At 67.9% G+C, this 26,229-nt stretch carries 22 protein-coding genes; 5 read left to right on the top strand and 17 right to left on the bottom strand.

What is annotated here, in order from left to right:
- Nucleotides 1–36: 36 nt before the first annotated feature.
- From OHA61_RS12920 to OHA61_RS12975, 12 genes are all read right to left on the bottom strand, one after another.
- Nucleotides 37–1,083, bottom strand: a complete 1,047-nt coding sequence (locus OHA61_RS12920) for an ABC transporter ATP-binding protein (RefSeq protein WP_406303186.1) — start codon at nt 1,081–1,083, stop codon at nt 37–39.
- Entirely contained in the window at nt 1,076–2,050 is a 975-nt protein-coding gene (locus OHA61_RS12925) for an ABC transporter ATP-binding protein (protein ID WP_406303187.1), read from the bottom strand. Before OHA61_RS12925 ends, OHA61_RS12920 begins: the two co-directional genes overlap by 8 nt.
- A gap of 10 nt (nt 2,051–2,060) precedes the next feature.
- Entirely contained in the window at nt 2,061–3,047 is a 987-nt protein-coding gene (locus OHA61_RS12930; protein WP_406303188.1) for an ABC transporter permease, read from the bottom strand.
- The gene (locus tag OHA61_RS12935) at nt 3,040–3,963 is read right to left on the bottom strand and encodes an ABC transporter permease (protein ID WP_406303189.1); all 924 of its coding nucleotides are present in this window, start codon (nt 3,961–3,963) and stop codon (nt 3,040–3,042) included. Before OHA61_RS12935 ends, OHA61_RS12930 begins: the two co-directional genes overlap by 8 nt.
- 72 nt (nt 3,964–4,035) lie before the next feature.
- The gene (locus OHA61_RS12940; protein ID WP_406303190.1) at nt 4,036–5,667 is read right to left on the bottom strand and encodes an ABC transporter substrate-binding protein; all 1,632 of its coding nucleotides are present in this window, start codon (nt 5,665–5,667) and stop codon (nt 4,036–4,038) included.
- Nucleotides 5,668–5,877: 210 nt separating this feature from the next.
- Nucleotides 5,878–7,026, bottom strand: a complete 1,149-nt coding sequence (locus OHA61_RS12945) for an ABC transporter ATP-binding protein (protein ID WP_406303191.1) — start codon at nt 7,024–7,026, stop codon at nt 5,878–5,880.
- Nucleotides 7,019–8,077 carry an ABC transporter ATP-binding protein gene (locus tag OHA61_RS12950; RefSeq protein WP_406303192.1) on the bottom strand — a complete coding sequence of 353 codons (1,059 nt, stop codon included), beginning with the start codon at nt 8,075–8,077 and terminating at the stop codon, nt 7,019–7,021. Before OHA61_RS12950 ends, OHA61_RS12945 begins: the two co-directional genes overlap by 8 nt.
- Before the next feature lie 14 nt (nt 8,078–8,091).
- Nucleotides 8,092–9,042, bottom strand: a complete 951-nt coding sequence (locus OHA61_RS12955) for an ABC transporter permease (protein WP_406303193.1) — start codon at nt 9,040–9,042, stop codon at nt 8,092–8,094.
- Nucleotides 9,035–9,967, bottom strand: coding sequence for an ABC transporter permease (locus OHA61_RS12960; protein WP_406307336.1), 933 nt, complete (start codon nt 9,965–9,967; stop codon nt 9,035–9,037). The genes OHA61_RS12955 and OHA61_RS12960 overlap by 8 nt, the downstream gene beginning before the upstream one ends.
- A 171-nt stretch (nt 9,968–10,138) precedes the next feature.
- Nucleotides 10,139–11,779 carry an ABC transporter substrate-binding protein gene (locus OHA61_RS12965; protein ID WP_406303194.1) on the bottom strand — a complete coding sequence of 547 codons (1,641 nt, stop codon included), beginning with the start codon at nt 11,777–11,779 and terminating at the stop codon, nt 10,139–10,141.
- Between the two features lie 398 nt (nt 11,780–12,177).
- Nucleotides 12,178–14,052: a translational GTPase TypA gene (typA, locus tag OHA61_RS12970; protein ID WP_406303195.1), complete on the bottom strand. Its 1,875-nt coding sequence runs from the start codon at nt 14,050–14,052 to the stop codon at nt 12,178–12,180.
- Nucleotides 14,053–14,337: 285 nt separating this feature from the next.
- Nucleotides 14,338–16,707 (bottom strand): ABC transporter substrate-binding protein, encoded by a 2,370-nt coding sequence (locus OHA61_RS12975; RefSeq protein ID WP_406303196.1) that lies wholly within the window; start codon nt 16,705–16,707, stop codon nt 14,338–14,340.
- Nucleotides 16,708–17,029: 322 nt separating this feature from the next.
- Here OHA61_RS12975 and OHA61_RS12980 point away from each other — a divergent pair, with 322 nt between their 5' ends.
- The 5 genes from OHA61_RS12980 to OHA61_RS13000 are packed head-to-tail and all read left to right on the top strand — an operon-like array spanning nt 17,030 to nt 21,254.
- A complete protein-coding gene (locus OHA61_RS12980; protein ID WP_142213889.1) occupies nt 17,030–17,269 on the top strand; it encodes a hypothetical protein in 240 nt (79 codons plus the stop codon).
- A 9-nt stretch (nt 17,270–17,278) separates the two neighbouring features.
- Nucleotides 17,279–18,100 carry a hypothetical protein gene (locus OHA61_RS12985; RefSeq protein WP_406303197.1) on the top strand — a complete coding sequence of 274 codons (822 nt, stop codon included), beginning with the start codon at nt 17,279–17,281 and terminating at the stop codon, nt 18,098–18,100.
- An 18-nt stretch (nt 18,101–18,118) separates the two neighbouring features.
- On the top strand, nt 18,119–20,047 hold the full coding sequence (locus OHA61_RS12990) for a fumarate reductase/succinate dehydrogenase flavoprotein subunit (protein ID WP_406303198.1): 1,929 nt from the start codon (nt 18,119–18,121) through the stop codon (nt 20,045–20,047).
- Complete coding sequence (locus OHA61_RS12995) at nt 20,044–20,820, top strand: succinate dehydrogenase/fumarate reductase iron-sulfur subunit (RefSeq protein ID WP_406303199.1); 777 nt, start codon at nt 20,044–20,046, stop codon at nt 20,818–20,820. Before OHA61_RS12990 ends, OHA61_RS12995 begins: the two co-directional genes overlap by 4 nt.
- Before the next feature lie 47 nt (nt 20,821–20,867).
- Nucleotides 20,868–21,254, top strand: a complete 387-nt coding sequence (locus OHA61_RS13000) for a hypothetical protein (protein WP_406303200.1) — start codon at nt 20,868–20,870, stop codon at nt 21,252–21,254.
- A 13-nt stretch (nt 21,255–21,267) separates the two neighbouring features.
- Here OHA61_RS13000 and OHA61_RS13005 read toward each other — a convergent pair whose 3' ends face one another.
- The 5 genes from OHA61_RS13005 to OHA61_RS13025 form a co-directional block, all read right to left on the bottom strand.
- A complete protein-coding gene (locus tag OHA61_RS13005) occupies nt 21,268–23,829 on the bottom strand; it encodes a SpoIIE family protein phosphatase (RefSeq protein ID WP_406303201.1) in 2,562 nt (853 codons plus the stop codon).
- Between the two features lie 169 nt (nt 23,830–23,998).
- A complete protein-coding gene (locus tag OHA61_RS13010) occupies nt 23,999–24,415 on the bottom strand; it encodes an ATP-binding protein (protein WP_324986329.1) in 417 nt (138 codons plus the stop codon).
- A gap of 134 nt (nt 24,416–24,549) precedes the next feature.
- Nucleotides 24,550–24,981, bottom strand: a complete 432-nt coding sequence (locus tag OHA61_RS13015) for a (deoxy)nucleoside triphosphate pyrophosphohydrolase (protein ID WP_406303202.1) — start codon at nt 24,979–24,981, stop codon at nt 24,550–24,552.
- Nucleotides 24,982–25,016: 35 nt separating this feature from the next.
- A complete protein-coding gene (locus OHA61_RS13020) occupies nt 25,017–25,196 on the bottom strand; it encodes an SPOR domain-containing protein (RefSeq protein ID WP_324986323.1) in 180 nt (59 codons plus the stop codon).
- Nucleotides 25,197–25,473: 277 nt separating this feature from the next.
- A complete protein-coding gene (locus tag OHA61_RS13025) occupies nt 25,474–26,226 on the bottom strand; it encodes a GntR family transcriptional regulator (RefSeq protein WP_361907783.1) in 753 nt (250 codons plus the stop codon).
- Nucleotides 26,227–26,229: the final 3 nt, after the last annotated feature.

The following is a 26,229-nucleotide window of genomic DNA, read 5'->3' on the forward strand; positions in this document are numbered from 1 at the left end:
CGCGGCCATACGGCCCACGGCGGCCGTCGGCCCGCCTCACTCCCCGCCCGGCTCCTCCTCCCCCGGCACGACGCGTTTCTCCTCCGCGAAGTGGCACGCCGACGCATGCTTCGCCGGCCCCTCCTGGAGCCGGAACACCGCGGGCACCTCCAGCAGCGGCACCTCCAGCTCGCACCTCTCCTGCGCCTTCCAGCAGCGCGTACGGAACCGGCAGCCCGAGGGGATGTTCGCCGGTGACGGGACGTCGCCGTACAGGATGATCCGCTCGCGGTGCTCGCGCGCCTCCGGGTCCGGCACCGGGACCGCGGACAGCAGCGCCTGCGTGTAGGGGTGGGTCGGATGGTCGTAGATCTCCTCGTCCCTGCCGATCTCCACCACCCGCCCCAGATACATCACGCCGACCCGGTCCGAGATGTGCCGCACGATCGACAGGTCGTGCGCGATGAAGACATAGCTCAGGCTGAACTCGCTCTGCAGACTGTCCAGCAGGTTGATCACCTGCGCCTGCACGGACACGTCGAGCGCCGAGACGGGCTCGTCGGCCACGATGATCTCCGGCTGGAGCGCGAGGCCGCGTGCGATGCCGATGCGCTGGCGCTGACCGCCGCTGAACTGGTGCGGATAGCGGTTGATGTACTCGGGGTTGAGCCCGACGACATCGAGCAGATCCTGGACCTTGCGCCGCCGGTCGCCCTTCGGCGCCACCTCGGGATGGATCTCGTACGGCTCACCGATGATGTCCCCGACCGTCATCCGCGGATTGAGCGAGGTGTACGGATCCTGGAAGATCATCTGGATGTTCCGCCGGACCGCCTTCAGCGCGCGGCCGGACAGCTTGGTGACGTCCTCGCCCTTGTACCGGATCGTCCCTGCCGTCGGCTCCTCCAGATGCACCAGCATCTTGGCGAGCGTGGACTTTCCGCAGCCCGACTCACCCACGATGCCGAGGGTTTCGCCCGCCACCAGGTCGAGGTCGACGCCGTCCACCGCCTTGACCGCGCCCACCTGCTTCTTGAAGAGGATGCCCTGGGTGAGCGGATAGTGCTTGACCAGGTCGCGGACCTCGAGGATCGCCTCAGCCATTGAGCTGCTCCTGCCAGAAGTGGCAGGCGCTCCTGCGGGTCTCGGACACCTGGTACAGCGGCGGCTCGTCGGTCCGGCACACGTCCCGGGCCAGCGGACAGCGCGGATTGAAGGCACAGCCGGGCGGGATCCTCATCAGGTTCGGCGGCAGGCCCTTGATCGCGTACAGCTGCTCGCCCTTCTGGTCCAGGCGCGGGATCGAGTCGAGCAGCCCCCTGGTGTACGGATGGGCGGGGGCCTTGTAGATGTCGTGGACCGGGGCGGTCTCGACGATCCGTCCCGCGTACATCACCGCGATCTTGTCCGCGACGTCCGCGACGACACCGAGGTCGTGGGTGATCAGGATGAGCCCCATGTTGAGCTCGCTCTGGAGCGTGGCCAGCAGATCCATCACCTGTGCCTGGACGGTGACGTCCAGCGCGGTCGTCGGCTCGTCCGCGATGATCAGCGAAGGCTCCAGCGCGAGCGCCATGGCGATCATGATGCGCTGGCGCATACCGCCGCTGAACTGGTGCGGATACTGCCCCACCCGCTCCCTGGCCCCGGGGATGCCCACCCGCTCCATCAGCTCGACCGCCTTGGCGCGTGCGTTCTTCCTCGACATCCCGCGATGGACGGTGAACATCTCGCCGAGCTGGTCGCCCACGCTCAGCACCGGGTTCAGGGACGAGAGCGCGTCCTGGAAGATCATGGCCATCCCGGCCCCGCGGATCTTGCGTCGCTCGTCCTCCTTGAGCTTCAGCAGATCCTGTCCCTGGAAGAGGACCTCGCCGCCGGTGATCTTCCCCGGGGGCATGTCCAGGATGCCCATGACCGCCTGTGCGGTGACGGATTTGCCGGAGCCCGACTCGCCCAGCACGGCAAGGGTCTCCCCCTCGTCCACCGTGTAGTGAACGCCGTTGACGGCCTTGGCCACCCCGTCCTGAGTACGGAACTCCACGTGCAGATCGCGCACTTCGAGCAACATGGCGGGCTCCTCAGCGCAGCTTGGGATCGAGGGCGTCGCGCACCGCGTCGCCGAGCATGATGAACGCGAGCACGGTGATCGCCAGTGCGCCGGCCGGCCAGAGCAGCATGTGCGGGGCGTTGCGGATGTACGGCGACGCGGAGGAGATGTCGATGCCCCAGGACACGGTCGGCGGCTTGAGGCCGACACCGAGGAACGACAGGGTCGCCTCCAGGGAGATGTAGGTGCCGAGCGCGATGGTCGCCACGACGATCACGGGAGCGACGGCGTTGGGGCCGATGTGCCGCAGCAGCATGCGGGAGTTGGATGCGCCGAGCGCCCGCGCCGCCTGGACGTAGTCGTTCTGCTTCGCGGTGATGACCGAGCCGCGCGCGATACGGGAGAGCTGGGGCCAGCCGAGCAGCACCATGAAGCCGACGACCGGCCAGATGGTGGAGTTGGAGACGACGGAGAGGAAGACCAGTCCGCCCAGGACCACCGGGATACCGAAGAAGATGTCGGTGAGCCGCGACACGACCCCGTCCCGTGCCCCGCCGTAGAAGCCGGCGATACCGCCCAGGACGGAACCGATCAGCGCGACACCGACGGTGGCGCAGACGCCGACCGTGACCGAAGCCCGGGCGCCGTAGACCGTACGCGTGTACACGTCACAGCCCTGCCCGTTGAAGCCGAAGGGGTGACCTGGCTGGGAACCCTGCTGGGCCTTGGCGAGGTCGCAGTGGAGTGGACTCTGCGTCGTGATCAGCGAAGGCCAGATGGAGATGATCACCAGGAAGATGATGATCAGGCTGGAGATGATGAAGATCGGGTTGGTCCGCAGATCGCGCCAGGCGTCGGACCACAGACTGCGGGGCTTCTCGGCGGGCCCGGTGCCCATCGGGCCGCCTGGAGTCTTCTCCAGCGTCTCACCCTCGGTGGTCGCGAGGTCCATCGTGCCACCCGCGCCGGTGCCTGCCATGGCCCCGCCGTTGGAGTACGGCTGCTTCGGCTCAGGCATACCGGATCCTCGGGTCGAGTACGGCGTACAGAAGGTCGACCAGCAGATTCGCCACCAGGAAGATGATGACGAGCACGGTCACAAAGCCGACGACGGTCTGGGTGTTCTGGCGCACGATGCCCTGGTAGAGCTCGTAGCCGACGCCGTGGATGTTGAAGATGCGCTCGGTGACGATCGCGCCGCCCATCAAGGCGCCCACATCCGCGCCGATGAAGGTGACCACCGGGATCAGTGAGTTCCGCAGCAGATGGCGGCGGATGACCCGCCCTGGAGGGAGCCCCTTCGCTTTCGCGGTCCGGACGTAGTCGGAGCGGGCGTTCTCGGCGATCGAGGTCCGGGTCAGCCGGGTGACATAGGCGAGCGAGACCGAGGCGAGTACAAGTCCGGGGATCAGCAGCTCACTGAGCGGCGCCTGAGGTGAGACGGCGGGCTCGATGATGTCCCACTCGACGCCCAGCAGGAGTTGGAGAACAAGACCCATGACAAAGGTCGGGATCGAGATGACCACCAGAGTGAGCAGCAGCACGCCGGAGTCGACGGGACGGCCGCGCTTCAGACCGGTGATCACACCCAGGGTGATGCCGATGACGATCTCGAAGAAGATCGCGACGAGGGTGAGCCGGATGGTGACCGGGAAGGCCTCGGCCATCAGCTCGGTGACCTCCTGGCCGTTGAACGCGGTGCCGAAGTCGCCGGTGAAGACATTGCCCATGTACGTCAGGTACTGCTGCCACACCGGCTTATCGAGGCCGAACTCCTTGCGCAGCTGTGCGGCCGTCGCGGGGTCGCACTGCCGGTCGCCGCAGAGGCCCGCGATGGGGTCGCCCATGACGTTCACCATGAGGAAGATCAGCAGCGTGGTGCCGAAGAAGACCGGAATCATCTGCAGCAGACGCCGGATCACATAACGTCCCATGAGGGCTCCGGGGGTCGTGGGAAGAGGGACGGCCCGGCGCGCAGGGGACGCCGGGCCGGTTTCCTTCCGCCGTCAGCTGACCTTGATCTCGTTGTAGACAGGCACGCTGAAGGGGTTCAGCGCGACATTGGAGACACGTTCCGAGTAGCCGGCGCTGCCGTTCTGGTACCAGAGCGGGATGGCGGCCATCTGGTCGCGTACGACCTCCTCGGCCTGCTGGAAGGTCTGGACGGCCTTCGCCGTGTCGGTCTCGGCGTTGGCCTGGTCGACGAGCTTGTCGAACTCCGCATTGGTCCACAGGCCGTCGTTGGACGAGGCGTTGGTGTAGTAGAGCGGCTGCAGGAAGTTCTGGATGAGCGGGTAGTCCATCTGCCAGCCGGCCCGGAATGGACCGGGCATCTTGTGCTGCCCGATCTGGTTGCGGAAGTCGGCGAAGGTGCCGATGGGGTTGCCGACGCAGGCCTGGTCGTTGCCCAGCGCGTTGTTGATGCTGTTGCAGAGGGCGTCGACCCACTCCTTGTGCGAGCCGGTGTCCGCGTTGTACGAGACCTTCAGCTGGCCGCCCGGGATGCCGCCGCCCTCGGTGACGAGCTTCTTCGCCTCGGTGGGGTTGTACTCACAGGCCGTACCGCACAGGGTCTCGCTGAAGCCGCCGTCCGCGCCGAGCACGGGCGAGGTCCAGTCCTTCGCGGGCGTACGTGTCTTCATGAAGATCGTGTCGGTGATCTGCTGGCGGTTGATCGCCATGGACAGGCCCGTGCGGACCTTGGCGGCGTTCGGGGTGTCCCAGGCCTTGTCGTAGTACGGGAACGCGATGGTCTGGATGATGCCGGCGGGGGTGTTGATGTACCGGTCTCCGAGGTCCGCCTGCACATTCTTGAGCTGCGCGGCCGGCACATCGTCGACGAGGTCGAGGTTGCCGGCGGTCAGGTCGGTGTAGGCGGTGTTGTTGTCGGTGTAGACAATCAGGTCGATGCCGCCGTTCTGCGCCTTGTCGGTGCCCGGGTAGGCGTCCCACGTGCGCATGGACAGCTGCGAGCCCTTGGCGTACGACGCGACGGTGTACGGGCCGTTGCCGATGGGCTTGGAGAGCCAGGCGTCGTGGTTGTCGAAGAACGCCTGGGGCAGTGGCGAGAAGGCGGAGTAGCCGAGGGTGTCGGGGAACGTGGAGAACTTCTGGTTCAGCTTGACCGTGAAGGTCTGGTCGTTGACAACCTTGAGCCCGGAGAGCGTCTGGGCGGTGGCCTGCCCCGTGTCCGGGTGGACCTGGGCGTAGCCGTCGATGTAGCCGAAGAAGTAGGCGTTCTTCTGGTTGTTCTTGAGCTGGGCGCCGTAGTTCCAGGCGTCCACGAAGGACTTCGCCGTGACCTTCTCGCCGTTGCTGAAGGTCCAGCCGTCCTTGACGGTGATCGTGAAGTTGACCGAGTCCGTGGTGACGATCTTCTCGGCGAGCATGTCCTCGGCCGCGCCGGTCTTCGCGTTGTACCGCTTGAGTCCGCGGAAGAGCATGTCGAGGACCTTGCCGCCCTGCACCTCGTTGGTGTTCGCGGGCTCCAGCGGGTTCTGCGGATCACCCCATGAGGACTTCACGATCCCGTCGGCGCCACCGCCGCCGCCGCTGTCGCTGTCGCCGCCGCAGGCCGTCGCCGCGAGGGCGACAGCCACCGCGCATGCGGCGAATCTGGCGTGCGTGGCTCCACGCATGGAGTGCCTCCCGAGTCCTGAGCCTTACTTAGGACCGAATATCACGCCATGCGCGACTTAACGCACTTTCAGGGCATCCAGGTGGATGGTAAAGCTGCCGGTCGAGTGACCTTCCGCGTGTCGACGGCGTACACATGACTTCTCGGGCCGTACGCAACGAAGGGCGCCCGGACCATATGGTCCGGGCGCCCTTCGTTCATGCACAGCGCACTACGCCGCGTGGACGACGTCCTTCTCCTCGGCGAAGTGGCACGCGGACTCGTGTGCCGCCGGGGTGTCGGCGCCCTTGAAGCGCTCGGGGATCGCCAGCAGCGGGACCTCCGTGGAGCACTTCTCCTCGGCCTTCCAGCAACGGGTGCGGAAGCGGCAGCCGGACGGCGGGTTCGCCGGCGACGGCACATCACCGACGAGGATGATCCGCTCGCGGCCCTCACGGGCGGCCGGGTCGGGAACCGGGACCGCCGACAGCAGCGCCTGGGTGTAGGGGTGCGTCGGGTGGTCGTAGATCTGCGTGTCCGTACCGATCTCGGCCATCTTGCCGAGGTACATCACGCCGACCCGGTCCGAGATGTGACGGACGATCGACAGGTCGTGGGCGATGAAGAGGTAGGAGAGGTTGAACTCGTCCTGCAGCTTCTCCATCAGGTTGATGACCTGCGCCTGGACCGAGACGTCCAGGGCCGAGACCGGCTCGTCGCAGATGATGATCTCCGGGTTGAGCGCGAGGCCGCGGGCGATGCCGATGCGCTGGCGCTGGCCGCCGGAGAACTGGTGCGGGTACCGGTTGATGTACTCCGGGTTGAGACCCACGACGTCCAGGAGCTCCTGGACCTTGCGGCGGCGGTCACCCTTGGGCGCCACCTCGGGGTGGATGTCGAAGGGCTCCCCGATGATGTCGCCGACCGTCATGCGCGGGTTCAGCGAGGTGTACGGGTCCTGGAACACCATCTGGATGTTGCGGCGTACGGCCTTCAGCGCGCGGCCGGACAGCCTGGTGATGTCCTGGCCCTTGTAGAAGACCTCGCCGGCGGTCGCCCGCTCCAGCGTCATCAGCAGCTTGGCGACCGTGGACTTGCCACAGCCGGACTCGCCGACGATGCCGAGCGTCTCACCCTGGTAGAGATCGAAGGAGATCCCGTCCACGGCCTTGACCGCACCGACGTTCTTCTTGAACAGAATGCCCTGGGTCAGCGGGAAGTGCTTGACCAGGTTGCGGACCTGAAGGATCGGCTCACCCTGCGAAATGGGCGCCTCGATGGCGGCGACCGCCTCGGCCTCGGTGGCGGCATCGACCGTCTCGACGTCGGTGACGTTCGGGGTGGCGTCCATGGGCTCGTCGGACTTGTTGAGCTCAGCCATGGATCGTCTCCTTCCAGAAGTGGCACGCGCTGCCGCGGCCGACCAGTTCCGTGCCGTCCTGCTCGGAGACCGGAAGCAGTGCCGGGATCTCGGAGCGGCAGATGTCCTCCGCCATGGTGCAGCGCGGGTTGAACGCACAACCGGACGGTACGCGCAGCAGGTTGGGCGGCAGACCCTTGATGGCGAAGAGCTCCTGGCCCTTCTGGTCCAGGCGCGGAATCGAATCGAGAAGGCCGCGGGTGTACGGGTGCGCGGGGCGCTTGTAGAGCTCGTGCACCGGCGCGGTCTCGACGATCCGCCCCGCGTACATGACCGCGATCTTGTCCGCGACGTCGGCGACCACGCCGAGGTCGTGGGTGATCAGGATCAGACCCATGTTGTACTCGCGCTGGAGTTCCGCGAGCAGGTCCATGACCTGAGCCTGGACCGTCACGTCAAGAGCCGTGGTGGGCTCGTCGGCGATGATCAGGTCCGGCTCCAGGGCCAGCGCCATGGCGATCATGATGCGCTGGCGCATACCGCCGGAGAACTGGTGGGCGTAGTCGTTGACCCGGGCCGCGGCGGCCGGGATCTTGACCCTGTCCATCAGCTCGATGGCCTTGGCCTTGGCCTCCTTCTTGGACAGGCCCTCGTGGACCCGGAACATCTCGGCGAGCTGGTAGCCCACGGTGAGGACCGGGTTCAGCGAGGAGAGCGCGTCCTGGAAGATCATGGCGATCTTGCGGCCACGGATCTGCCGGCGCTCCTCGTAGGACATCTTGAGCATGTCCTGGCCGCGGAAGAAGATCTCTCCCTGCGGGATCCTGCCGGGCGGCATGTCCAGGATGCCCATGATCGCCTGCGCGGTCACGGACTTGCCGGAGCCGGACTCGCCGAGCACGGCGAGCGTCTCACCGGCGTTCACGCTGTAGTTGACACCGTTGACCGCCTTGGCCACACCGTCACGGGTGTGGAACTCCACATGCAGGTCACGGACTTCGAGGAGCGAGCCCTCGTAGTCGTTGCCGTCGCGCGGGGCGGGGACAGACGCGGTCTTGTCAATGATGGTCATGTCGTACGCCCTCCTCAGCGCAGCTTGGGGTCGAGGGCGTTGCGGACGGCTTCGCCGAGCATGATGAACGCCAGAACGGTGATGCTCAGCATGATCGAGGGGTACAGCAGGATGTGCTGCGCCGTACGGATCTGCTGGACACCGGAGGATACGTCTACGCCCCAGGAAACGATGGGCGAGGACAGGCCCAGACCCAGGTACGACAGGGTCGCCTCGGCCGAGATGTAGCCACCGAGGGAGATGGTGGCGACGACGATCACCGGAGCCATGGCGTTCGGCAGGATGTGCCGGAACAGGATCCGGGTGGTGCCGGCGCCGAGGGCCTTGGCGGCCTGGACGTAGTCGGCCTGCTTGATGGTGATCACCGCACCGCGCATGACGCGGGTGATCTGGGTCCAGCCGAGGAACGCGAGGGCGAAGACGACCACCCAGATGGTGCGCTCGGTGAAGGACTGCAGCACGACCATGGCGCCGAGCAGGAACGGGATACCGAAGAAGATGTCGGTGACCCGCGAGAGGATCGCGTCGATGATGCCGCCGAAGTAGCCGGCGAGCATGCCGATGACGCCGCCGAAGATGGTGACGATCAGGGTGACGCAGATGCCGACGATGACCGAGGCACGGGTGCCGTAGATCAGGCGGGCGTACACCGAGCGTCCCTGGCCGTCGTAGCCGAGCCAGCCCTCCGAGCCGACGCTGCCGAGCTCCGGCTTGCCGAGGTAGTGGTGCACCAGGTCGCCGACGGTGGGCGAGGAACTGGTGAACCAGCCCGGGAAGGCCGTGATGACCAGCAGGAAGAAGATCAGAACCGATGACACCAGGAAGTAGGGGTTACGGCGCAGATCCGCCCAGGCGTCTCCCCACAGGCTGCGTGCCTTCTCCGGCTTCTGGGGCGCGGGGGCGGCGGAGGGCGGCGCGATGGCGTCCTCGGTCGCGACAGCCGCGGTCTTGGTCACGTCAGGCATAACGGATCCTCGGGTCCAGGACCGCGTACAGCAGGTCGATGAGCAGGCTGGTGACGAGGTAGACGAGCACCAGGATGGTGACGAGGCCGACCAGGGTGGTGCCCTCACGTCGGCTGATCGACTCGTAGATGACGCCGCCGATGCCCTTGACGTTGAAGATGCCTTCGGTGACGACCGCACCGCCCATCAGGGCGCCGATGTCGGTGCCGAGGAAGGTGACGACGGGGATCATCGAGTTGCGCATCAGGTGGACACCGATGATCCGGCGCTTGGGCAGACCCTTGGCCACGGCAGTGCGCATGTAGTCGGCGCGCAGGTTCTCCGCCATCGAGGTGCGGGTGAGCCGGGCGACGTAGGCGAGCGAGAGTCCGCCGAGCACGATGGCCGGCGCGATCAGCTCGGACCACTTCTGCTCGTTGCTCACGTTCGGCGATATCCAGCCCAGCTCGAAGGCGAAGACCAACTTGATGATGAAGCCGAGGACGAAGACCGGAATCGAGATGATCAGCAGAGTGAAGATCAGGATCCCGTTGTCGGCGAGGCGGCCGGCTCGCAGACCGGCGATGACGCCGAGGCCGATGCCGAAGATGAGCTCGAAGGCGAAAGCCAGCGCCGCGAGTTGCAGGGTGATGGGGAACGCGTCGCCCAGCACCTCGGTGACCGGCCGCCCGTTGCGGATCTGGTTACCGAAGTCCAAGTGCAGGACGATATTGGTCATGTAGTTCCAGTACTGCTCCCAGATTGGGAGATCCAGCCCCAGTTCGTGTCTCTTCGCGGCGAGAGTCGCCGGGTCGACGCCCTTGTCGCCGAACAGCCCCGCCACGGGGTCGCCCGGGAGGCTGTAGACCATGAAGAAGATGAGAAAGGTTGTCCCGAGAAAGACCGGGATCATCTGGAGCAGTCGTCGTGCGACATAGCGCCCCATCATGCCTCCGTTGAGATGTGACAGCAGCAGCCGACGAGCCCTCCCACGGCATTCGCACCCCAGTGGGTACACGAATGCCGTGGAAGGGCCCCCCAGCCGCTGCGTAAGAGCCAAGGTGTGGGACTGAGCTGTCGTCAGCCCCGCACCGGCCTGCGGACTACGCTTGGGCGATTACTTCTTGACCTCGACGCCGGTCAGGATGGGGTCACCGTCCTGGCCGTACTTCACGCCGGAGACCTTCTCTGAGTAGCCCGCGTTGACCTTGTAGTACCAGAGCGGGATCGACGGCATGTAGTTGACCAGGTCCTTCTCGATGGCCTGGAACTGCTTCACCGAGTCGTCGAGCGTCGCGGCGCCGTCAGCGGTCGCGATCTTGGCGTCGAGCGCCTTGTTGGAGAATCCGCCCTGGTTGCCCGCCGCGCCCGTACGGAACAGGTCGCTGATGAAGTTGGAGTTGACGGGGTAGTCAAGCACCCAGCCGGAGCGGTAGATCGACTTGACCTGCTGGCTCTTACGAGCGGTCAGGTCGGCCTGGAAGTCCGGCTTGCTGTCACCGGTGCACTTGACGCCGGTCGCCTGGGTGATGCTGTTGCAGACCGCGTCGACCCACTCCTTGTGGCCGCCGTCCGCGTTGAACTGGATGAAGATCTCGTTCTTCGGGACGCCGCCGCCGGCCTTGATGAGCTCCTTGGCCTTGGCGGGGTCGAACTTGGTGACGTCGCCCGCGGCGTTCTCCTGGTAGCCCACGACGCCCTTGGCGACCCAGCCGGTGGCCGGCTCACGGGTACCCTGCAGCACCGTCTTGGTGATGGTGTTGCGGTCGATGGCCATGGACAGACCCTGGATGACCTTCGGGTCGACCGCCTTCGGCTTCTTCCACTGGTCCGCGTAGAACGCGATGGCCAGCGTCTGGATCGCCGAGTACGCCTGGTCGACGGCGCGGTCGCCGAGGTCCTGGCGGTAGACCGGGAGGTCCTTCGGGCCGATCTGGCGCAGGACGTCCACGTTGCCGGACTTCAGGTCCTCGTACGCGGCCTCGAGGGTGGTGTAGTTCTTGAAGACCACACCGCCGTTCTTCGCCTTGTTCGAGCCCTTGTAGGCGTCGTACCGGACGATCTTGATCTGCTTCTTGTGGTCCCAGCTCTCGAACTTGTAGGGACCGTTGCCGACCGGCTTCTCGCCCGCGGCCTTGGGGTCCTTGTAGAAGGACGCCGGCAGCGGCGCGAAGACGATGTAGGCAAGCTTGTGACCGAAGGCCGGAACCGCGGTCTTCAGCTCGATGGTGAAGGTGCTGTCGTCGACGACCTTCAGGCCTTCCATGGCCTGGGCGGTCGGCTTCGCGCCTTCCTTCTCCGGGTGCAGGGCGTCGAAGCCCTTGATGTCCGCGAACCAGGAAGACAGACCCTGGGCGTTGGTGATGTTGGCGTTCCAGTTCCACGCGTCCACGTAGGACTTGGCGGTCACCGGGGTGCCGTCGTGGAAGGTCCAGCCCTTCTTGAGCTTGACGGTCCACTTCTTGGAGTCGGTGGTCTCCACCGACTCGGCGTTGATCATCTCCAGCGAGCCGTCAGCCTTGTAGTCGACCAGAGTCGAGAACAGGCCGGCCATGACCGCGGAGCCGTTGGACTCCATCGTGTCACCGGTGTGCAGGAGCTTCTCCGGCTCACCCAGCTCGATCGAGAAGATCCCGTTCGGGTCAACTCCACCCTTGGCGCTGGAACCACTGTCCTTGTCTCCGCCACCACAGGCGGTTGCTGCCAGGGCGACGACTATTGCACCCGCTACCCACTTGGCGCTCTTGGCACCGCGCATGGGTTCCTCCTCATGAGTCCACTTGTCACTACAAGAGGGGCACGTTCTACGCGCGCTGACACCCCTGACAGCGTGAACGTCAAGTGCCCCGAGTGTGCTCGTGAGTCGGCACTCCCCACAGCGCCTGACCCGTTGACCCGAGCTCAATGGAGCCAACTATTGAGTACGCCCGAGCCATTAACCACACTTTATGGGTCTCGTTTTGACAACATCGCCCGACCCCGAGTGCCCGAAATCCGGACAAACTGAGCACAGACAGACACACGCGAAACGGACCCTTAACACACGTTCCGGAGATCAGCGTCCGTTATCCGGACGATCGAGCCGGAAAATGGAGTTGACGAACGACTCGGCCCCCTCCCTGACGGCGAGGGGGCCGAGTCGTTTGTGACGAAGCGTCAGTTGCGCTTGGCGCGCGAGGCCGTGCGGCCGCGCTCCTTCTGGTCCAGGACGACCTTGCGAATGCGTACGGTCTCCGGGGTCACCTCGATGCACTCGTCCTCGCGGCAGAACTCCAGGGACTGCTCCAGCGACAGCTTCCGGGCCGGCACCACGTTCTCGGTGGTGTCCGCAGAGGCGGCACGCATGTTGGTGAGCTTCTTCTCCTTGGTGATGTTCACGTCCATGTCGTCAGCACGTGAGTTCTCACCGATGATCATGCCCTCGTAGACCTCGGTACCGGCCTCGGTGAAGATGACACCGCGCTCCTGGAGGTTGACCATGGCGAACGGCGTCACCGAACCGGAGCGGTCCGCCACCAGCGAACCGTTGTGACGGGTGCGCAACTCGCCGAACCACGCCTCGTGGCCCTCGAAGATGGAGTGCGCGATGCCGGTGCCACGGGTCTGGGTCAGGAACTCCGTACGGAAGCCGATCAGGCCGCGCGACGGGACGATCCACTCCATGCGGATCCAGCCCGAGCCGTGGTTGGTCATCGTCTCCATGCGGCCCTTGCGGGTCGCCATCAGCTGGGTGATGGCACCGAGGTGCTCCTCGGGAGAGTCGATCGTCATGCGCTCGATCGGCTCGTGCGTCTTGCCGTTGATCTCCTTGGTGACCACCTCGGGCTTGCCGACGGTCAGCTCGAAGCCCTCACGGCGCATCTGCTCGACCAGGATGGCGAGCGCGAGCTCACCACGGCCCTGGACCTCCCAGGCGTCGGGGCGCTCGGTGTCCAGGACGCGGAGCGAGACGTTGCCGATGAGCTCCCTGTCCAGGCGGTCCTTCACCTGGCGGGCGGTGACCTTGTGGCCCTTGCCGCCCTTGCCGACCAGCGGCGAGGTGTTCGTACCGATGGTCATGGAGATGGCGGGCTCGTCGACCGTGATCAGCGGGAGCGCGATCGGGTTCTCGGGGTCGGCCAGAGTCTCGCCGATCATGATGTCCGGGAATCCGGCGACCGCGCAGATGTCGCCCGGGCCCGCCTTCTCGGCCGGCTTACGGGTGAGCGCCTCGGTCATCAACAGCTCGGTGATGCGGACGTTGGACATGCTGCCGTCGCGCTTGATCCAGGCGACGGTCTGGCCCTTGCGCAGCTCGCCCTGCTCGACGCGGCACAGCGCGATACGGCCGAGGAAGTTGTCGGCGTCCAGGTTGGTGACATGGGCCTGGAGCGGCGCGGCCTCGTCGTACTCGGGGGCCGGGACGTGCTCCAGGATGGCGTTGAAGAACGGCTGCAGGCTGTCGCTGTCGGCCGGGACGGTGCCGTCCTCCGGCTTGGTCAGCGAGGCGACGCCGTCACGGGCGCAGGCGTAGACGATCGGGAACTCGATCTGCTCCTCGTCGGCGTCCAGGTCCAGGAACAGGTCGTAGGTCTCGTTGACGACCTCGTCGATCCGCGAGTCCGGGCGGTCCGTCTTGTTGATGCAGAGGATGACGGGCATCCGGGCCTGCAGCGCCTTGCGGAGCACGAAGCGGGTCTGCGGAAGCGGGCCCTCGGAGGCATCGACGAGCAGGACGACCGCGTCGACCATCGACAGACCGCGCTCCACCTCGCCGCCGAAGTCGGCGTGGCCGGGGGTGTCGATGATGTTGATCGTGATCGGGGCCCCGCCGGCCTTGGGGTGGTACTTCACGGCGGTGTTCTTCGCCAGGATCGTGATGCCCTTCTCACGCTCCAGGTCGTTCGAGTCCATCATGCGGTCGTCGAGGTGCTCGGCATCGTGCGCGGCGAAGGCGCCGGCCTGCTTCAGCATGGCGTCGACCAGGGTGGTCTTGCCGTGGTCGACGTGGGCGACGATGGCAACGTTACGGATGTCGTGGCGCGTGGGCATGCTGGCTGGGGCTTCTCTCGATCGTGGGATCAGGCGTTTGATGGTCGTAGCCTCGTCCGCCCGCCGGGCGGACACGCCTCGGCTGGTCCCATGGTACGGGGCCGCCGCGCCGGGGGCTTCCCGGGCCGATCGGGAGAAGGTTCCTGCGTCAGTCGGAGCTCTGTGGGGAGCGGTGAAACCGGGATCTGAAAGCCTGGGTCAAAGGGTGAGACGATCCTGCCCGCCGGCGGCGCCGGCGGGCAAGGAAATTGAGCCAGTTCTGAGGTTGGGGGCTGCTGCTTACCGCTACTTCTTGGTGTTCTTCGGTGCCCCGGCCGTCGGCATCTTGAATCCGATGTCCTGGTAACGGGGAGCGGCGAAGCCGAAGGCCCCGGCGTTGGCCACCAGCGGCCTGGCCGCGACGAGCTCGGGCCGCTGATAGAGCGGAATCGATCCGGCCGCCGCCCAGATCCGGGCGTCGGCCCTGCGCATCAGGTCACGGGCCGTGACCTCGTCCAGCTCGGCGGCCGCCTGGTCGAAGAGCTGGTCGATGTAGTCGGAGCCGACACGGGTGTAGTTCTGCTCCACCAGCAGCGAGCCGTCGGTGGCGGGCTCGGGCTTGGCGTAGATCGGGCGGGCGTCGGTGGCCGGGTAGGCGGTGGCGGGCCAGGAGTACAGCGCCATGTCGTAGTCGCCCGAGGCGATGTGGTCCTTGAAGTAGCTGTCGTCGGAGACCTTGGTGATCTCGCTGTGCACGCCGATACGGTCCAGCATCCGCGCGATCTTGTCTCCGACGGTGCGCAGCGCCTCGGAGCCGGGGCCCGAGGGGAGGACGAAGCGCAGGTTGAGCGGCTTGCCGTTCTTGCCGACGGTGGTGCCTGCGCGGGCGGGGGCGGCGGTGCCGCGCGGGGCGTACGCACCGGCGACCGCGCCCTTGCCCTCCTGGGCGCTCGTCCTGGACCCGGCGGCGTCGTCGTCCAGTGGTTCGGCCCGGCGCTGGACGGCCATGCCCTGGTCGGCGGCGGGCGCGGGGGCGAGGATGTGCGTACCGGCCGAGCCGCTCTCGGGGCCGTGACCGGCGCTGCCGGGCTTGTTGTCGCCGATGATGTACAGCCCCTCGTTCGAGGCGACGTCCTCTTCCTTCTTCTTCGCGGCCGCTTCGTTGGCGGCTTCCTTGGGCGCCTGGTTGGGCCCGGCCTTGGGCGAGGCCTTGAGTGAGGCCTCACCGGGGGCCACGGTGGCGGGGGGCTTCTTCCGGTCGGTTTCGTCCTCGCCGCCCGCCTTGGCCGGGGCGGGCTTCATGCGCGCCCCGGCGGGCGTCCAGCCGGCGTCGGCCAGCAGCGCCTGCGCCTCCGCGGTGTTCTGGTCGCCGAGCGCGCCGCTGTTGTCGCTGTACGCCCGCTGCCCGGCCAGCGCCAGATGACTCCCGGGCGGGGTGGCGGGCAGGCCGAGCGGAGTCAGCACAGCCTCGGCCAGCTCCTCGCGGTCCAGTGCGCGGGCCACGGCCCGGCGTACCCGGTCGTCGGCGAGCGGTCCGGACTCGCCGTTCAGCGCGAGCTGGGTGTAGGCGGGCTCCAGCGACTTGCGCACGACATAGCCGCGCAGGGCCTTCTGCTCGGTGGCGTACTCGCTGATCGACTCGGCTGTCTGCTCGCGGGCAACCCGGGCGGCCTCGGCCTGCTGCTGGTTCGAGCCGTTGGCCTGTGCCCAGGACTTGAGCGCCCCGGACGGAGTGACGGCGGCGCCGGGCCCCTGGCTGAGCTGCTGGCCGGCCGCACCCTTGTTCTTCCGGGCCTGGGCGATGCGGTCCGCCGTGGCGCGGTCGATCTCGGCGAGATCGAGGCTGCCGGCGGCGAGGGCCGCGGCGCGCTTGTCGCGCGGCACGGCGGTCAGCACCAGCTGCTCCAGCTTGGCCCGAGACCCCCACCAGCGCGGGTTGCGTACGAGCGTGGCCGTGCCCGCCTTCGGGTCGAGGCCCTTGAGCTGGAAGGGGCCGGCCGTCGTCCTGAGCGCCATGCGTGCGCCGTCATTGAAGGAGGCCGGGGTCCCGGTCACTTCCTTGGGGTAGAGCGGCGTGAAGAGGGACTTCCAGTCCGCGTACGGCTTCTTGAAGGTGATCTTGACTTCGAGATCGTCGGCGCCACGTTCGATCTTCTCGATCCGCTCGTAGCCGGCGTTGCGGGCCGTCCAGTACGCCGAGTTCTTGCCGCTCAGCGCTCGCCACTGAGAGACGAAGTCGGCCGCGCCGATCTCGCGGCCGTCGCTCCACACCGCCTGCTGGTTGAGCTTGAAGAGGACGACCTGCTTGGGCTCGCGCTTGACGATCTTCGCGGACTCGACGAAGTCGGGATTGCGCTGCGGCCGTCCGCGCCGGTCGAGGGTGAACAGGGCGGGGAGCACGGCACCGGCGATACGGGTCGTGGCGGCGTCCGCGTCGGCCTGGAAGGTGTTGAGCGTGGTGGGCATCGCGTCGATGGCCCAGCGCAGGGTGCCGCCTTCGGCGATCAGGTCACGCCCGGTGGGCGCGATGTCCTGGGCCGCGGCCCTTGCCTCGTCCGTATCGCCGGAGCCGCAGCCCGACAGGACGGGCAGAGCGAGCACCCCACTGGTGAGAAGCGCGACGGAACGGAGCGTCCGGGAGCATGTCCTCCCGCGTGGCGCGTCGACCTCGGGCATGGCTTGTACCTCATCGTCCTGTTTTGCGGAATTTAGGGATGATCACACCGATTCCCGTCCACTGAAGTGGACGAGGCCGGGCAGTCGGTGGCGACACGGCGCGGGTCGCCTCAAGGTCACCCGTGCGGCCTAAGGGGGAATCGGACACGGCACTACCAAAGGGGACAAAATGAGGGGAGTGAGATTCGAGCCACAAGGGGCGCGCTGACACCCCATGCGCCGGGAATCCCCGTACGTCCCCTTCACAAGCGGGGATGTGACGCGCGACACTCGCAGGCGCATGAACGAAGCCACCGCACCCTGCGGAAGTGAGGGCGTAGTCATGTCCCAGCAGGAAGATCTGACGGCGATCCAGCAGCGCCTCGACGAGCTCGTCCAGCGTGTCGGCGATCTGGAACGGACCGTCGATCAGCTGCGTGGCGCCGGCCCGGCCGCGTCCGCCGAGTCGAAGACACCGGAGCGCCCCGAGCTGGTCACCATCCCCGACGTGCCGTACAACCACGCCCTGTGGACGGACTCGGACGACGAGGGCCTGGGCGTCCAGGACCGGCACGCCCCCTAGGAGATCTCGTTGGCCACAGGCACTGAACCACCACAAGTCAATACAGGCGTGCACGGCGCGACGCGCGCCGCCATCAGCCCGCGACATCTGCGGACCGACCGCTGGTGGCTGGCGCCCGCGCTGACCGCCGCCGGGCTGCTCGCCTTCATCGTCTACTCGACTTGGCGCGCGTTCGCCAACGCCGACTACTACGCGGCGCCGTATGTCTCGCCGTTCTACTCCCCCTGTCTGGCGGAGAACTGCGAGACGATGCGGGGCGGCCCCAACTGGGAGATCTTCGGCAGCTGGTGGGGCCTGTCCCCCGCGCTGCTGATCCTGATCTTCCCGCTGGGCTTCCGGCTGACCTGCTACTACTACCGCAAGGCCTACTACCGGGGCTTCTGGGCCTCACCGCCGGCCTGCGCGGTCGCCGAACCGCACAAGAAGTACACCGGCGAGACCCGCTTCCCGCTCATCCTGCAGAACATCCACCGGTACTTCTTCTACGCGGCGCTGCCGGTCGCCGGGATCCTCACGTACGACACCGTGCTCGCCTTCCGCGACGAGCACTACGCGTGGGGACACATGGGTCTGGGCACGGTCGTCCTCCTGATCAACATCGCGCTGATCTGGGCGTACACCCTCTCGTGCCACTCCTGCCGGCACATCATCGGCGGCCGGCTGAAGCACTTCTCCAAACACCCGGTGCGCTATCGCCTGTGGGGCTGGGTCGGCAGGCTCAACGAGCGGCACGCGCTCCTCGCGTGGGCATCGCTGATCAGCGTCGCGCTCGCCGACTTCTACGTCTATCTCGTCGCGTCCGGTGCCTTCGACGATCCGAGGTTCTTCTGATGGGTGGGGCGTTCTGACATGACGCAACTCGAACGGCAGCAGTGGGACGTCGTGGTGGTGGGCGCGGGCGGCGCGGGCCTGCGCGCCGCCATCGAGGCACGCGAGCGGGGCGCCCGCACGGCGGTGATCTGCAAGTCCCTCTTCGGCAAGGCCCACACCGTGATGGCCGAGGGCGGTATCGCCGCCTCCATGGGCAATGTGAACGCCGGGGACAACTGGCAGGTGCACTTCCGCGACACCATGCGCGGCGGAAAGTTCCTCAACCAGTGGCGGATGGCGGAGCTGCACGCGCGCGAAGCGCCCGACCGGGTGTGGGAGCTGGAGACCTGGGGCGCACTCTTCGACCGCACGGCCGACGGAAAGATCTCCCAGCGCAACTTCGGCGGGCACGAGTACCCGCGCCTCGCGCACGTCGGCGACCGGACGGGCCTTGAGCTGATCCGTACCCTCCAGCAGAAGATCGTCTCGCTGCAGCAGGAGGACAAGGCCGAATTCGGGGACTACGAAGCCCGGTTGAAGGTCTTCCAGGAGTGCACGGTCACCCGCGTCCTCAAGGACGGCGACCGCGTGAGCGGCACCTTCTGCTACGAGCGGGAGTCCGGGCGCTTCTTCGTCCTGGAGGCCCCTTCGGTGGTGCTCGCCACCGGCGGGATCGGCAAGTCCTTCAAGGTGACGTCGAACTCCTGGGAGTACACCGGCGACGGGCACGCGCTGGCACTGCTCGCGGGCGCTCCGCTGCTCAACATGGAGTTCGTGCAGTTCCATCCGACCGGGATGGTCTGGCCGCCGTCGGTGAAGGGCATTCTCGTCACCGAGTCGGTGCGCGGCGACGGCGGGGTGCTGCGCAACTCCGAGGGCAAGCGGTTCATGTTCGACTACGTGCCCGACGTCTTCAAGGAGAAGTACGCGCAGTCGGAGGAGGAGGGCGACCGCTGGTACGAGGACCCGGACAACAACCGCCGTCCTCCTGAACTGCTGCCGCGCGACGAGGTGGCCCGTGCCATCAACTCCGAGGTGAAGGCGGGCCGCGGCTCCCCGCACGGCGGCGTGTTCCTGGATGTCTCCACCCGGATGCCGGCCGAGGTCATCAGGCGCCGACTGCCCTCGATGTACCACCAGTTCAAGGAGCTGGCGGATGTCGACATCACGGCCGAGGCCATGGAGGTCGGACCGACCTGCCACTACGTGATGGGCGGCATCGCCGTCGAGTCCGACACCGCGGCGGCGGTCGGGGTGCCCGGCCTGTTCGCGGCGGGCGAGGTCGCGGGCGGAATGCACGGCTCCAACCGGCTCGGCGGCAATTCCCTGTCCGACCTGCTGGTCTTCGGCCGGCGGGCGGGGCTGCACGCGGCCGGGTACGCCGAGGGGCTCAGCGTCCGCCCGGCCGTCGACGAGGCGCAGATCGACGCCGCGGCGGCGGAGGCACTGCGTCCGTTCAGCGCCGAAGGCCCCGACGAGGGCGCACAGCCGGAGAATCCGTACACCCTCCACCAGGAACTCCAGCAGACGATGAACGACCTGGTCGGCATCATCCGGCGCGAGGCGGAGATGGCGCAGGCGCTGGACAAGCTGGCGGATCTGCGGGTACGGGCACGGCGCGCCGGGGTCGAGGGCCACCGGCAGTTCAACCCCGGCTGGCACCTCTCGCTGGACCTGCGGAACATGCTGCTGGTCAGCGAGTGCATCGCGCGGGCGGCACTGGAGAGGACCGAGAGCCGCGGCGGGCACACGCGCGAGGACTGCCCGGCGATGGAGCGCGAGTGGCGGCGGATCAATCTGCTGTGCCGACTCCTCGACCCCACCGGCGGGCTCGCGGCCACCGATCCGGTGAGCGGCCAGATCGCGCTCGTACGCAAGACGACCGAGCCCATCCGTCCCGACCTGCTCGCCCTCTTCGAGAAGGAGGAGCTGGTCAAGTACCTCGCCGAAGAGGAGCTCTACGAGTGAGCAGCTACACAGCGGCCTTCAAGGTCTGGCGGGGCGACCAGGACGGCGGGGGTCTTGAGGACTTCGCCGTCGAGGTGAACGACGGCGAGGTCGTCCTCGACATCATCCACCGCCTCCAGGCCACTCAGGCGTCCGATCTCGCCGTCCGCTGGAACTGCAAGGCGGGCAAGTGCGGTTCGTGCAGCGCGGAGATCAACGGGCGGCCGCGGCTGATGTGCATGACGCGAATGTCGGTCTTCTCGCGCGAGGAGACGATCACGGTGACGCCGTTGCGGGCGTTCCCGGTGGTGCGGGACCTGGTGACGGATGTGTCCTTCAACTACGCGAAGGCACGGGAGATCCCCTCCTTCGAGCCGCCGCCGGGGGTGAAGGCGGGTGAGTACCGCATGCAGCAGATGGACGTGGACCGCTCGCAGGAGTTCCGCAAGTGCATCGAGTGCTTCCTGTGCCAGGACACCTGCCATGTGGTGCGCGACCACGAGGAGAACAAGACGGCGTTCGCCGGTCCGCGCTTTCTGATGCGGGTGGCGGAGCTGGACATGCACCCGCTGGACGCGGCGGCCGAGGCGGGCCTGGACCGCAAGAAGACGGCCCAGGACGAGCACGGGCTGGGCTACTGCAACATCACGAAGTGCTGTACGGAGGTGTGCCCCGAGGGCATCAAGATCACCGACAATGCGCTGATCCCGCTGAAGGAGCGGGCGGTGGACCGGAAGTACGACCCGCTGGTGTGGCTGGGCAACAAGATCACGCGGCGCGGGGCGGCTGACTAGCTCCTGTCCGGTCGCGGAGGCCCATAGGGCGGCATAGCCTCCCAAATGTGACGCGAATAGCCGCCCGGGCCCTCGTGGCCGTGCCGACGGCGGCGTGGTGGCTGGTGGTGCCCGCCGCTCGCTGCGCGCTCGCCGACGATCCGGTCGGCTCCGGCGAGGGGTGGAACACCGGGGCCGGCACGTGGGCCGCGGATCTGGTGCTGCCCATCGCGCTCGCCGCCGCGGCCGGTGCGATCGCCGCGTACAGCTCCGCCAAGCGCCGGAGACGGACCGCGACGCGCACCACACCTCAGGGCGGCCAGGAGGGCTGGGGCCCGCCGCGGCAGGCGCGCGAGAAGCCGGCGGCCGAACCCGACGCCGAGAGCCTCGACGCCGAGACCGGACGGACGCGCTGGTGGTCCTGGCCGCGTCGGCGCAGGCGCAGGACCCGGTGACGGTGGGGCCCTGTCAGAACATGCTCAGCAGCTGTTCGACCGTGGGCTCCGCCGTCGAGTCCCCGTCGGGCAGGGCGAGTTCGAACCAGACCGTCTTGCCGCGCGGCGTCCGGCGCGAGCCCCAGGCCGCGCTCAGCAGCCCGACCAGCTGCAGTCCGCGGCCGCCCTCGTCGGTGTCGCGTGCCCGTCGCCGTCTCGGCTGCACCAGGCCCGCGTCCCACACCTCGCAGACGAGGGTGCGGTCACGCAGCAGCCGCAGCCGTATCTCGCCCTCGCCGTACCGCAGTGCGTTGGTGACCAGCTCGCTCACCAGCAGCTCGACCGTGTCCACGAGCGCCTCGAGGTCCCAGGTGACCAGCTGGGCACGGGCAAGCTCCCGGGCCCGGCCGACCGAGCGGGGCTCCCGGGGCAGCCGCCAGTCGCCGACGGCGTCGACGGGCAGCCCCTGGATCCGGGCCATCAGCAGAGCGATGTCGTCCTCGCCGTGCCGGGTGTCGAGCGTGTTCAGCACATGGTCACAGACGTCTTCGAGGGGGCGTACCGGATCGGTGAGCGCGGCGCGGAAGGCGCGCAGCCCCTCGTCGAGGGGGTGGTCGCGGGATTCGACGAGCCCGTCGGTGTAGAGGGCGAGGAGCGCGTCCTCCGCGAGCTCGACCTCGACCTCCTCGAAGGGCTCGCCGCCCACGCCGAGGGGCATCCCCGGCGGCACGTCGAGCAGCAGTGCCTCCTCGCCCGGTTCGACGAGGACGGGCGGCAGATGACCGGCGTTGGCGAAGGTGCAGCGCCTGGTGACCGGGTCGTAGACGGCGTAGACGCAGGTCGCGAGATAGACCTCGGAGAGGTCTGCGTCGCGGGACTTGTGGGCGACGCGCGAGGCCTGCTGGGCGCCACTGGGGGTGCCGAGCCCGCGGGCGATCTCGTCGAGCGCGGAAAGCACTTCGGCCGGCTCCAGGTCGAGCAGCGCCAAGGTCCGTACGGCCGTGCGCAGTTCACCCATGGCGACCGCGGCCCGCAGTCCGCGGCCCATCACGTCGCCCACGACCAGGGCGGTGCGGTGGCCGGGCAGTTCGATGACGTCGAACCAGTCGCCGCCGACCTCGGTGGCCGTGTTGCCCGGGAGATAGCGGCACGCGATGTCCAGGCCCGCGGCCTCGGGGTCGCCGGGCGGCAGGAGGCTGCGCTGGAGGATCAGTGCCCGCTCGTGCTCCCTGCGATAGAGCCGTGCGTTGTCCATACAGACCGCGGCCCGGGCGGCGAGTTCGACGGCGAGCGCCAAGTCCCGCTCCCCGAAGGGCTCGCTCCCCTTCGTACGGGAGAACTGCACCAGGCCGACGACGGTGTCGTGCGCGACCATCGGAACGGCGAGGGTGGACTGTACGAGGCTGCCGTCCTCGCCCGGGATCGACTGGACGCGGGCGGCGCGCAAGGCCTTGGCGCAGGGCGAGTTGAAGGCATAGCGGTGGACCGCGCCGACGGCGATGGGGGCGCTGCCCTCCGGGCTGCAGCCCGGGGTGGCCAACAGCGGCGCGTCGGACACGGCGCTGGCGAAGGCGACCCGGCGCAACTCGGCGCTCCCGCCGCCGTATCCCTCGGAGTGGGGGGACCCCCATCTGCCGGGAGGCGCCTCGTCGCCGCTCAGGAGCCCTTGGCACAGGTCGACGGAGGCGAGGTCGCAGAAGCCGGGGACGGCGACGTCGAGCAGTTCGCGGGCCGTGGTCTCCAGGTCGAGGGAATTGCCGATGCGGGCGCTCGCCTCGTTGAGGAGGGCGAGATTACGGCGGGCGTTTGCGGCCTCGCGGGCGGCGATATGACGGCGGGTGACATCGGTGCCGATTCCGGCGACTCCGATGGGCCGCCCGGATCCGCTGTGCACGCGGTAGAGGTTGATCGACCAGTGCCTGCGGTCCGTGCTGCCGGGTGCCGCGCCGACGATCTGGAGGTCGATGGCGGATTCGCCGGTCTCCAGCACGCGGCGCAGCGAGGCGGTCATCCGGTCGGCCTCGGCGCGGGAGAGATAGTCGTGGACGGTGCGTCCGCGGTGATCGTCGGACGTGCCGCCGAAGACGGTCGCGAAGCGCTGGTTGGTGCGCTGCACTGTGAGATCCGTACCGAACAGGAGGAACCCAAACGGAGATTGGCCGAAAATCGCCTGCGAAGCCGCAAGATCGGTCTCGATCCGGCGCAGTGCTCGGACGTCGACGACGATACAGAGCGCAGCCCTGTCGCCGCTCTCCGTCTCGCTCGGCATCACATAGACCTCGGCGATGCCGTGCGCGCCCCCCGCCCCCGGCATCCGGAACGGGACGAGGCCCGTCCACTCCTTGCCGTCGAGTATCTCGGCCACATGCCGGTGGCCGCGCGGGCGCAACTCGGCGGGCATGAAGACCTCGACCGGGTCCTTTCCCCTGACCTCGTCTGCGGTGATGCCGAAGAGGTCGATCGCACGCCGACTCCACTGGTCGACCAGCCCGTCGGGGCCGATCGAGAAAGAAGCGACCTTTATGTAGTCATAGATCGAGCCAGGCGGGCTGCTCTGCCACACGACAGTGCTCGCCGTCTCAGGTATTTCGCTCACGCGACCGTCCCCTCCAGCTCACCGCACCGGACCGGTCATGACCGCAGTATTCAGCACTACGGGCCAGACCGGCACGGCGTTCACGATCACAGCACGGTCTCGTTCATTTTCGGCCTACTCCCGGCCAGGTCGGAACCGTGCGTGGCGTGATCGTCGTCCCCCCACTCTTCTAACCAGTCAGCGGGAGCTCGAACCACACCGTCTTGCCCGTTCTCCCGCGCCTTGTGCCCCACCTACGAGCGGAACCAGCCACCAGCTGAAGCCCGCGCCCGCCCTCGTCGTCGGGCAGTGCGCTGCGCTCGGTGGGCGGATCCGGAAGGGGATCGGAGACTTCGACCAGCAGCGACGGGGAGGAGTCGCCCGGTTCGGGCCCGACCAGACGGACCCCGATGGGGCCCGATGCGTACCGCAGGGAATTGGTAACCAGCTCGCTGACCAGCAACACGGTCACATCGCCGATCACCGAATCAAGTTCCCAGGCTCGCAGGGTGTCGCGTACTGCGTGCCGGGCGGCGCGCACGGAGTCGGGCTCCGCAGGGAAGGTCCATTCGACGCATTGACCCTCGGTGTCGATCACGCCGCTCACTTCCCCAGACCGGCAGCAGCCCAGCAGACCCACGTCCTATTTCGGGGGGTTAATCAGCACATACCCGATATTCGGTGGGAGGTATCCCGGTCGGTACGGCAAGGGGCGGACCGTGGTACGAACGGCGTAGGGCCTCAGTCGCGGGAGCCGTCCCGCTCGCTTCCGCCCGGCTCGCCCGCGCGCAGGCGTCGTGCGGCCTCGGCCACGGCGGGCCGGTCCGGGTCGAGCCAGTCGACGGCATCGGTCTCATGGGGGGCGAGCCAGCGCAGCTCGTCATGGTCCTCCAGCGGCCGGGGCTCCCCGGAGAGCAGCCGGGCGGTCCACACCTGGAGGACATAGCCGGGTTTGAGCGGCCACTCTCCCGGGATCCGCTCCAGCGGCTGGGTCTCGACGCCCAGCTCCTCACGCAGCTCGCGCACCAGCGCCTGCTCGGGGCTCTCCCCCGGCTCCAGCTTGCCGCCGGGCAGCTCCCAGCGGCCGGCGAGCTCCTCGGGTGCGCTGCGGCGTGCGGCCAGCAGCCGCCCCTTGTCGCACAGGGCGCCGGCCACCACAACACGATCCTTCATGCGCCGGAGCGTACTGTGCTCCGGCGGATACCGGTCTAGTGCGTCGTCTGGCCTATGCGCTCGACCCAGTAGAGCTGCTTGTGTCCGCGGCCGTCGAGGGTGTCCGCGATCTCCTGGGCCTCGTCCCGGGTCGCGTACTGTCCGACGCGGTAGCGATTGCCGTTGTCGTCCTGCCGAATGACGAGCCAGGGGAGCAGAGCGGGGCTGTCGTTCATCGCGCCCCTCCCCGGGCCGGCCTGCAGGTCTGTAAGGATCGCCAGGAAACCGCAATACGCATATGCCCGAGCCTACGCCTGACCTTTACTCAGCGGATACGCATTTACACAAAGAGATATGAAAGAGGGCGCACCCGGCTGGATACGCCCCCTGCTGGCCGATTCCGGGCCCCCACTGAGCCCGTCCATGCCCTGCGACACCGCGTCATGCCTCGCGACCGGCATCGTCGGCACCGGCACCAGCACCGGACCGGCCGCCGGGCCACGGACCCCTGGGTCACTTCACCGGAAGGTGGTACGCCATCCGGTAGCGGTCCGCCGGGACGACGAGGTCCGCCGTCTCGACCGCACGCCCCGACGCGTAGTACGTCCGCTCGACGACCATCACGACATGGCCCGGTACGCCGCCGAGCGCCAGGAGCTCCTCCGCAAGCCCCGGCCGGGCGCCGACCTCCTCCGCCACGTTGTCCACAACAACGTCGATGGCGGCCATGCGCTCGACGACTCCGCAGCCGCCGAGCGGACCCTCCTCGGGCAGCATCACCGGTGTGCGGCCGGTGACTTCGAGCGGCTCCCAGGAGGTGGAGAGCATCATCGCCTCGCCCGCGTCGCGGAACACATAGCGCGTACGCATCACCCGGTCACCGAGCGGGATGCCGAGGCGGGCGGCGATCTCGGGGCCCGCCGCCTCCTGTTCGCTGCTGGATTCCCAGGTGCCCCGGATACCCTCCTCGGCCTGTTCCTGACGAAAGGGATTGGCTCCGGACGGCGGGCGATAGCCGGAGCGGGCGATCCGGCGGGGGACCGGCCGCTCGCGCACATACGTACCGGAGCCCGAGCGGCCCTCGACCAGACCCTCCGCCATCAGGACCTTGCGCGCCTCCAGGGCGACGGTGTCCGAGACTCCGTACTCCTCACGGATACGAGCCTGCGAGGGAAGCCGGGTGTGCGGCGGCAGCGAGCCGTTGACGATCTTCTGGCGAAGGTCGCTCGCAACGCGCAGATAGGCGGGCTGCTCACCGAATGTCACTGG

This window comes from Streptomyces sp. NBC_00885 (genome assembly GCF_045207475.1).
In the GTDB taxonomy this organism is placed as follows: Bacteria; Actinomycetota; Actinomycetes; order Streptomycetales; family Streptomycetaceae; genus Streptomyces.

What these genes read in the sequence shown, in the direction of transcription:
- OHA61_RS12920 (WP_406303186.1), bottom strand. Translation starts at nt 1,083, where the DNA reads ATGGCTGAGGCGATCCTCGAGGTCCGCGACCTGGTCAAGCACTATCCG.
- OHA61_RS12925 (WP_406303187.1), bottom strand. Translation starts at nt 2,050, where the DNA reads ATGTTGCTCGAAGTGCGCGATCTGCACGTGGAGTTCCGTACTCAGGAC.
- OHA61_RS12930 (WP_406303188.1), bottom strand. Translation starts at nt 3,047, where the DNA reads ATGCCTGAGCCGAAGCAGCCGTACTCCAACGGCGGGGCCATGGCAGGC.
- OHA61_RS12935 (WP_406303189.1), bottom strand. Translation starts at nt 3,963, where the DNA reads ATGGGACGTTATGTGATCCGGCGTCTGCTGCAGATGATTCCGGTCTTC.
- OHA61_RS12940 (WP_406303190.1), bottom strand. Translation starts at nt 5,667, where the DNA reads ATGCGTGGAGCCACGCACGCCAGATTCGCCGCATGCGCGGTGGCTGTC.
- OHA61_RS12945 (WP_406303191.1), bottom strand. Translation starts at nt 7,026, where the DNA reads ATGGCTGAGCTCAACAAGTCCGACGAGCCCATGGACGCCACCCCGAAC.
- OHA61_RS12950 (WP_406303192.1), bottom strand. Translation starts at nt 8,077, where the DNA reads ATGACCATCATTGACAAGACCGCGTCTGTCCCCGCCCCGCGCGACGGC.
- OHA61_RS12955 (WP_406303193.1), bottom strand. Translation starts at nt 9,042, where the DNA reads ATGCCTGACGTGACCAAGACCGCGGCTGTCGCGACCGAGGACGCCATC.
- OHA61_RS12960 (WP_406307336.1), bottom strand. Translation starts at nt 9,967, where the DNA reads ATGGGGCGCTATGTCGCACGACGACTGCTCCAGATGATCCCGGTCTTT.
- OHA61_RS12965 (WP_406303194.1), bottom strand. Translation starts at nt 11,779, where the DNA reads ATGCGCGGTGCCAAGAGCGCCAAGTGGGTAGCGGGTGCAATAGTCGTC.
- typA (WP_406303195.1), bottom strand. Translation starts at nt 14,052, where the DNA reads ATGCCCACGCGCCACGACATCCGTAACGTTGCCATCGTCGCCCACGTC.
- OHA61_RS12975 (WP_406303196.1), bottom strand. Translation starts at nt 16,707, where the DNA reads ATGCCCGAGGTCGACGCGCCACGCGGGAGGACATGCTCCCGGACGCTC.
- OHA61_RS12980 (WP_142213889.1), top strand. Translation starts at nt 17,030, where the DNA reads ATGTCCCAGCAGGAAGATCTGACGGCGATCCAGCAGCGCCTCGACGAG.
- OHA61_RS12990 (WP_406303198.1), top strand. Translation starts at nt 18,119, where the DNA reads ATGACGCAACTCGAACGGCAGCAGTGGGACGTCGTGGTGGTGGGCGCG.
- OHA61_RS13015 (WP_406303202.1), bottom strand. Translation starts at nt 24,981, where the DNA reads ATGAAGGATCGTGTTGTGGTGGCCGGCGCCCTGTGCGACAAGGGGCGG.
- OHA61_RS13020 (WP_324986323.1), bottom strand. Translation starts at nt 25,196, where the DNA reads ATGAACGACAGCCCCGCTCTGCTCCCCTGGCTCGTCATTCGGCAGGAC.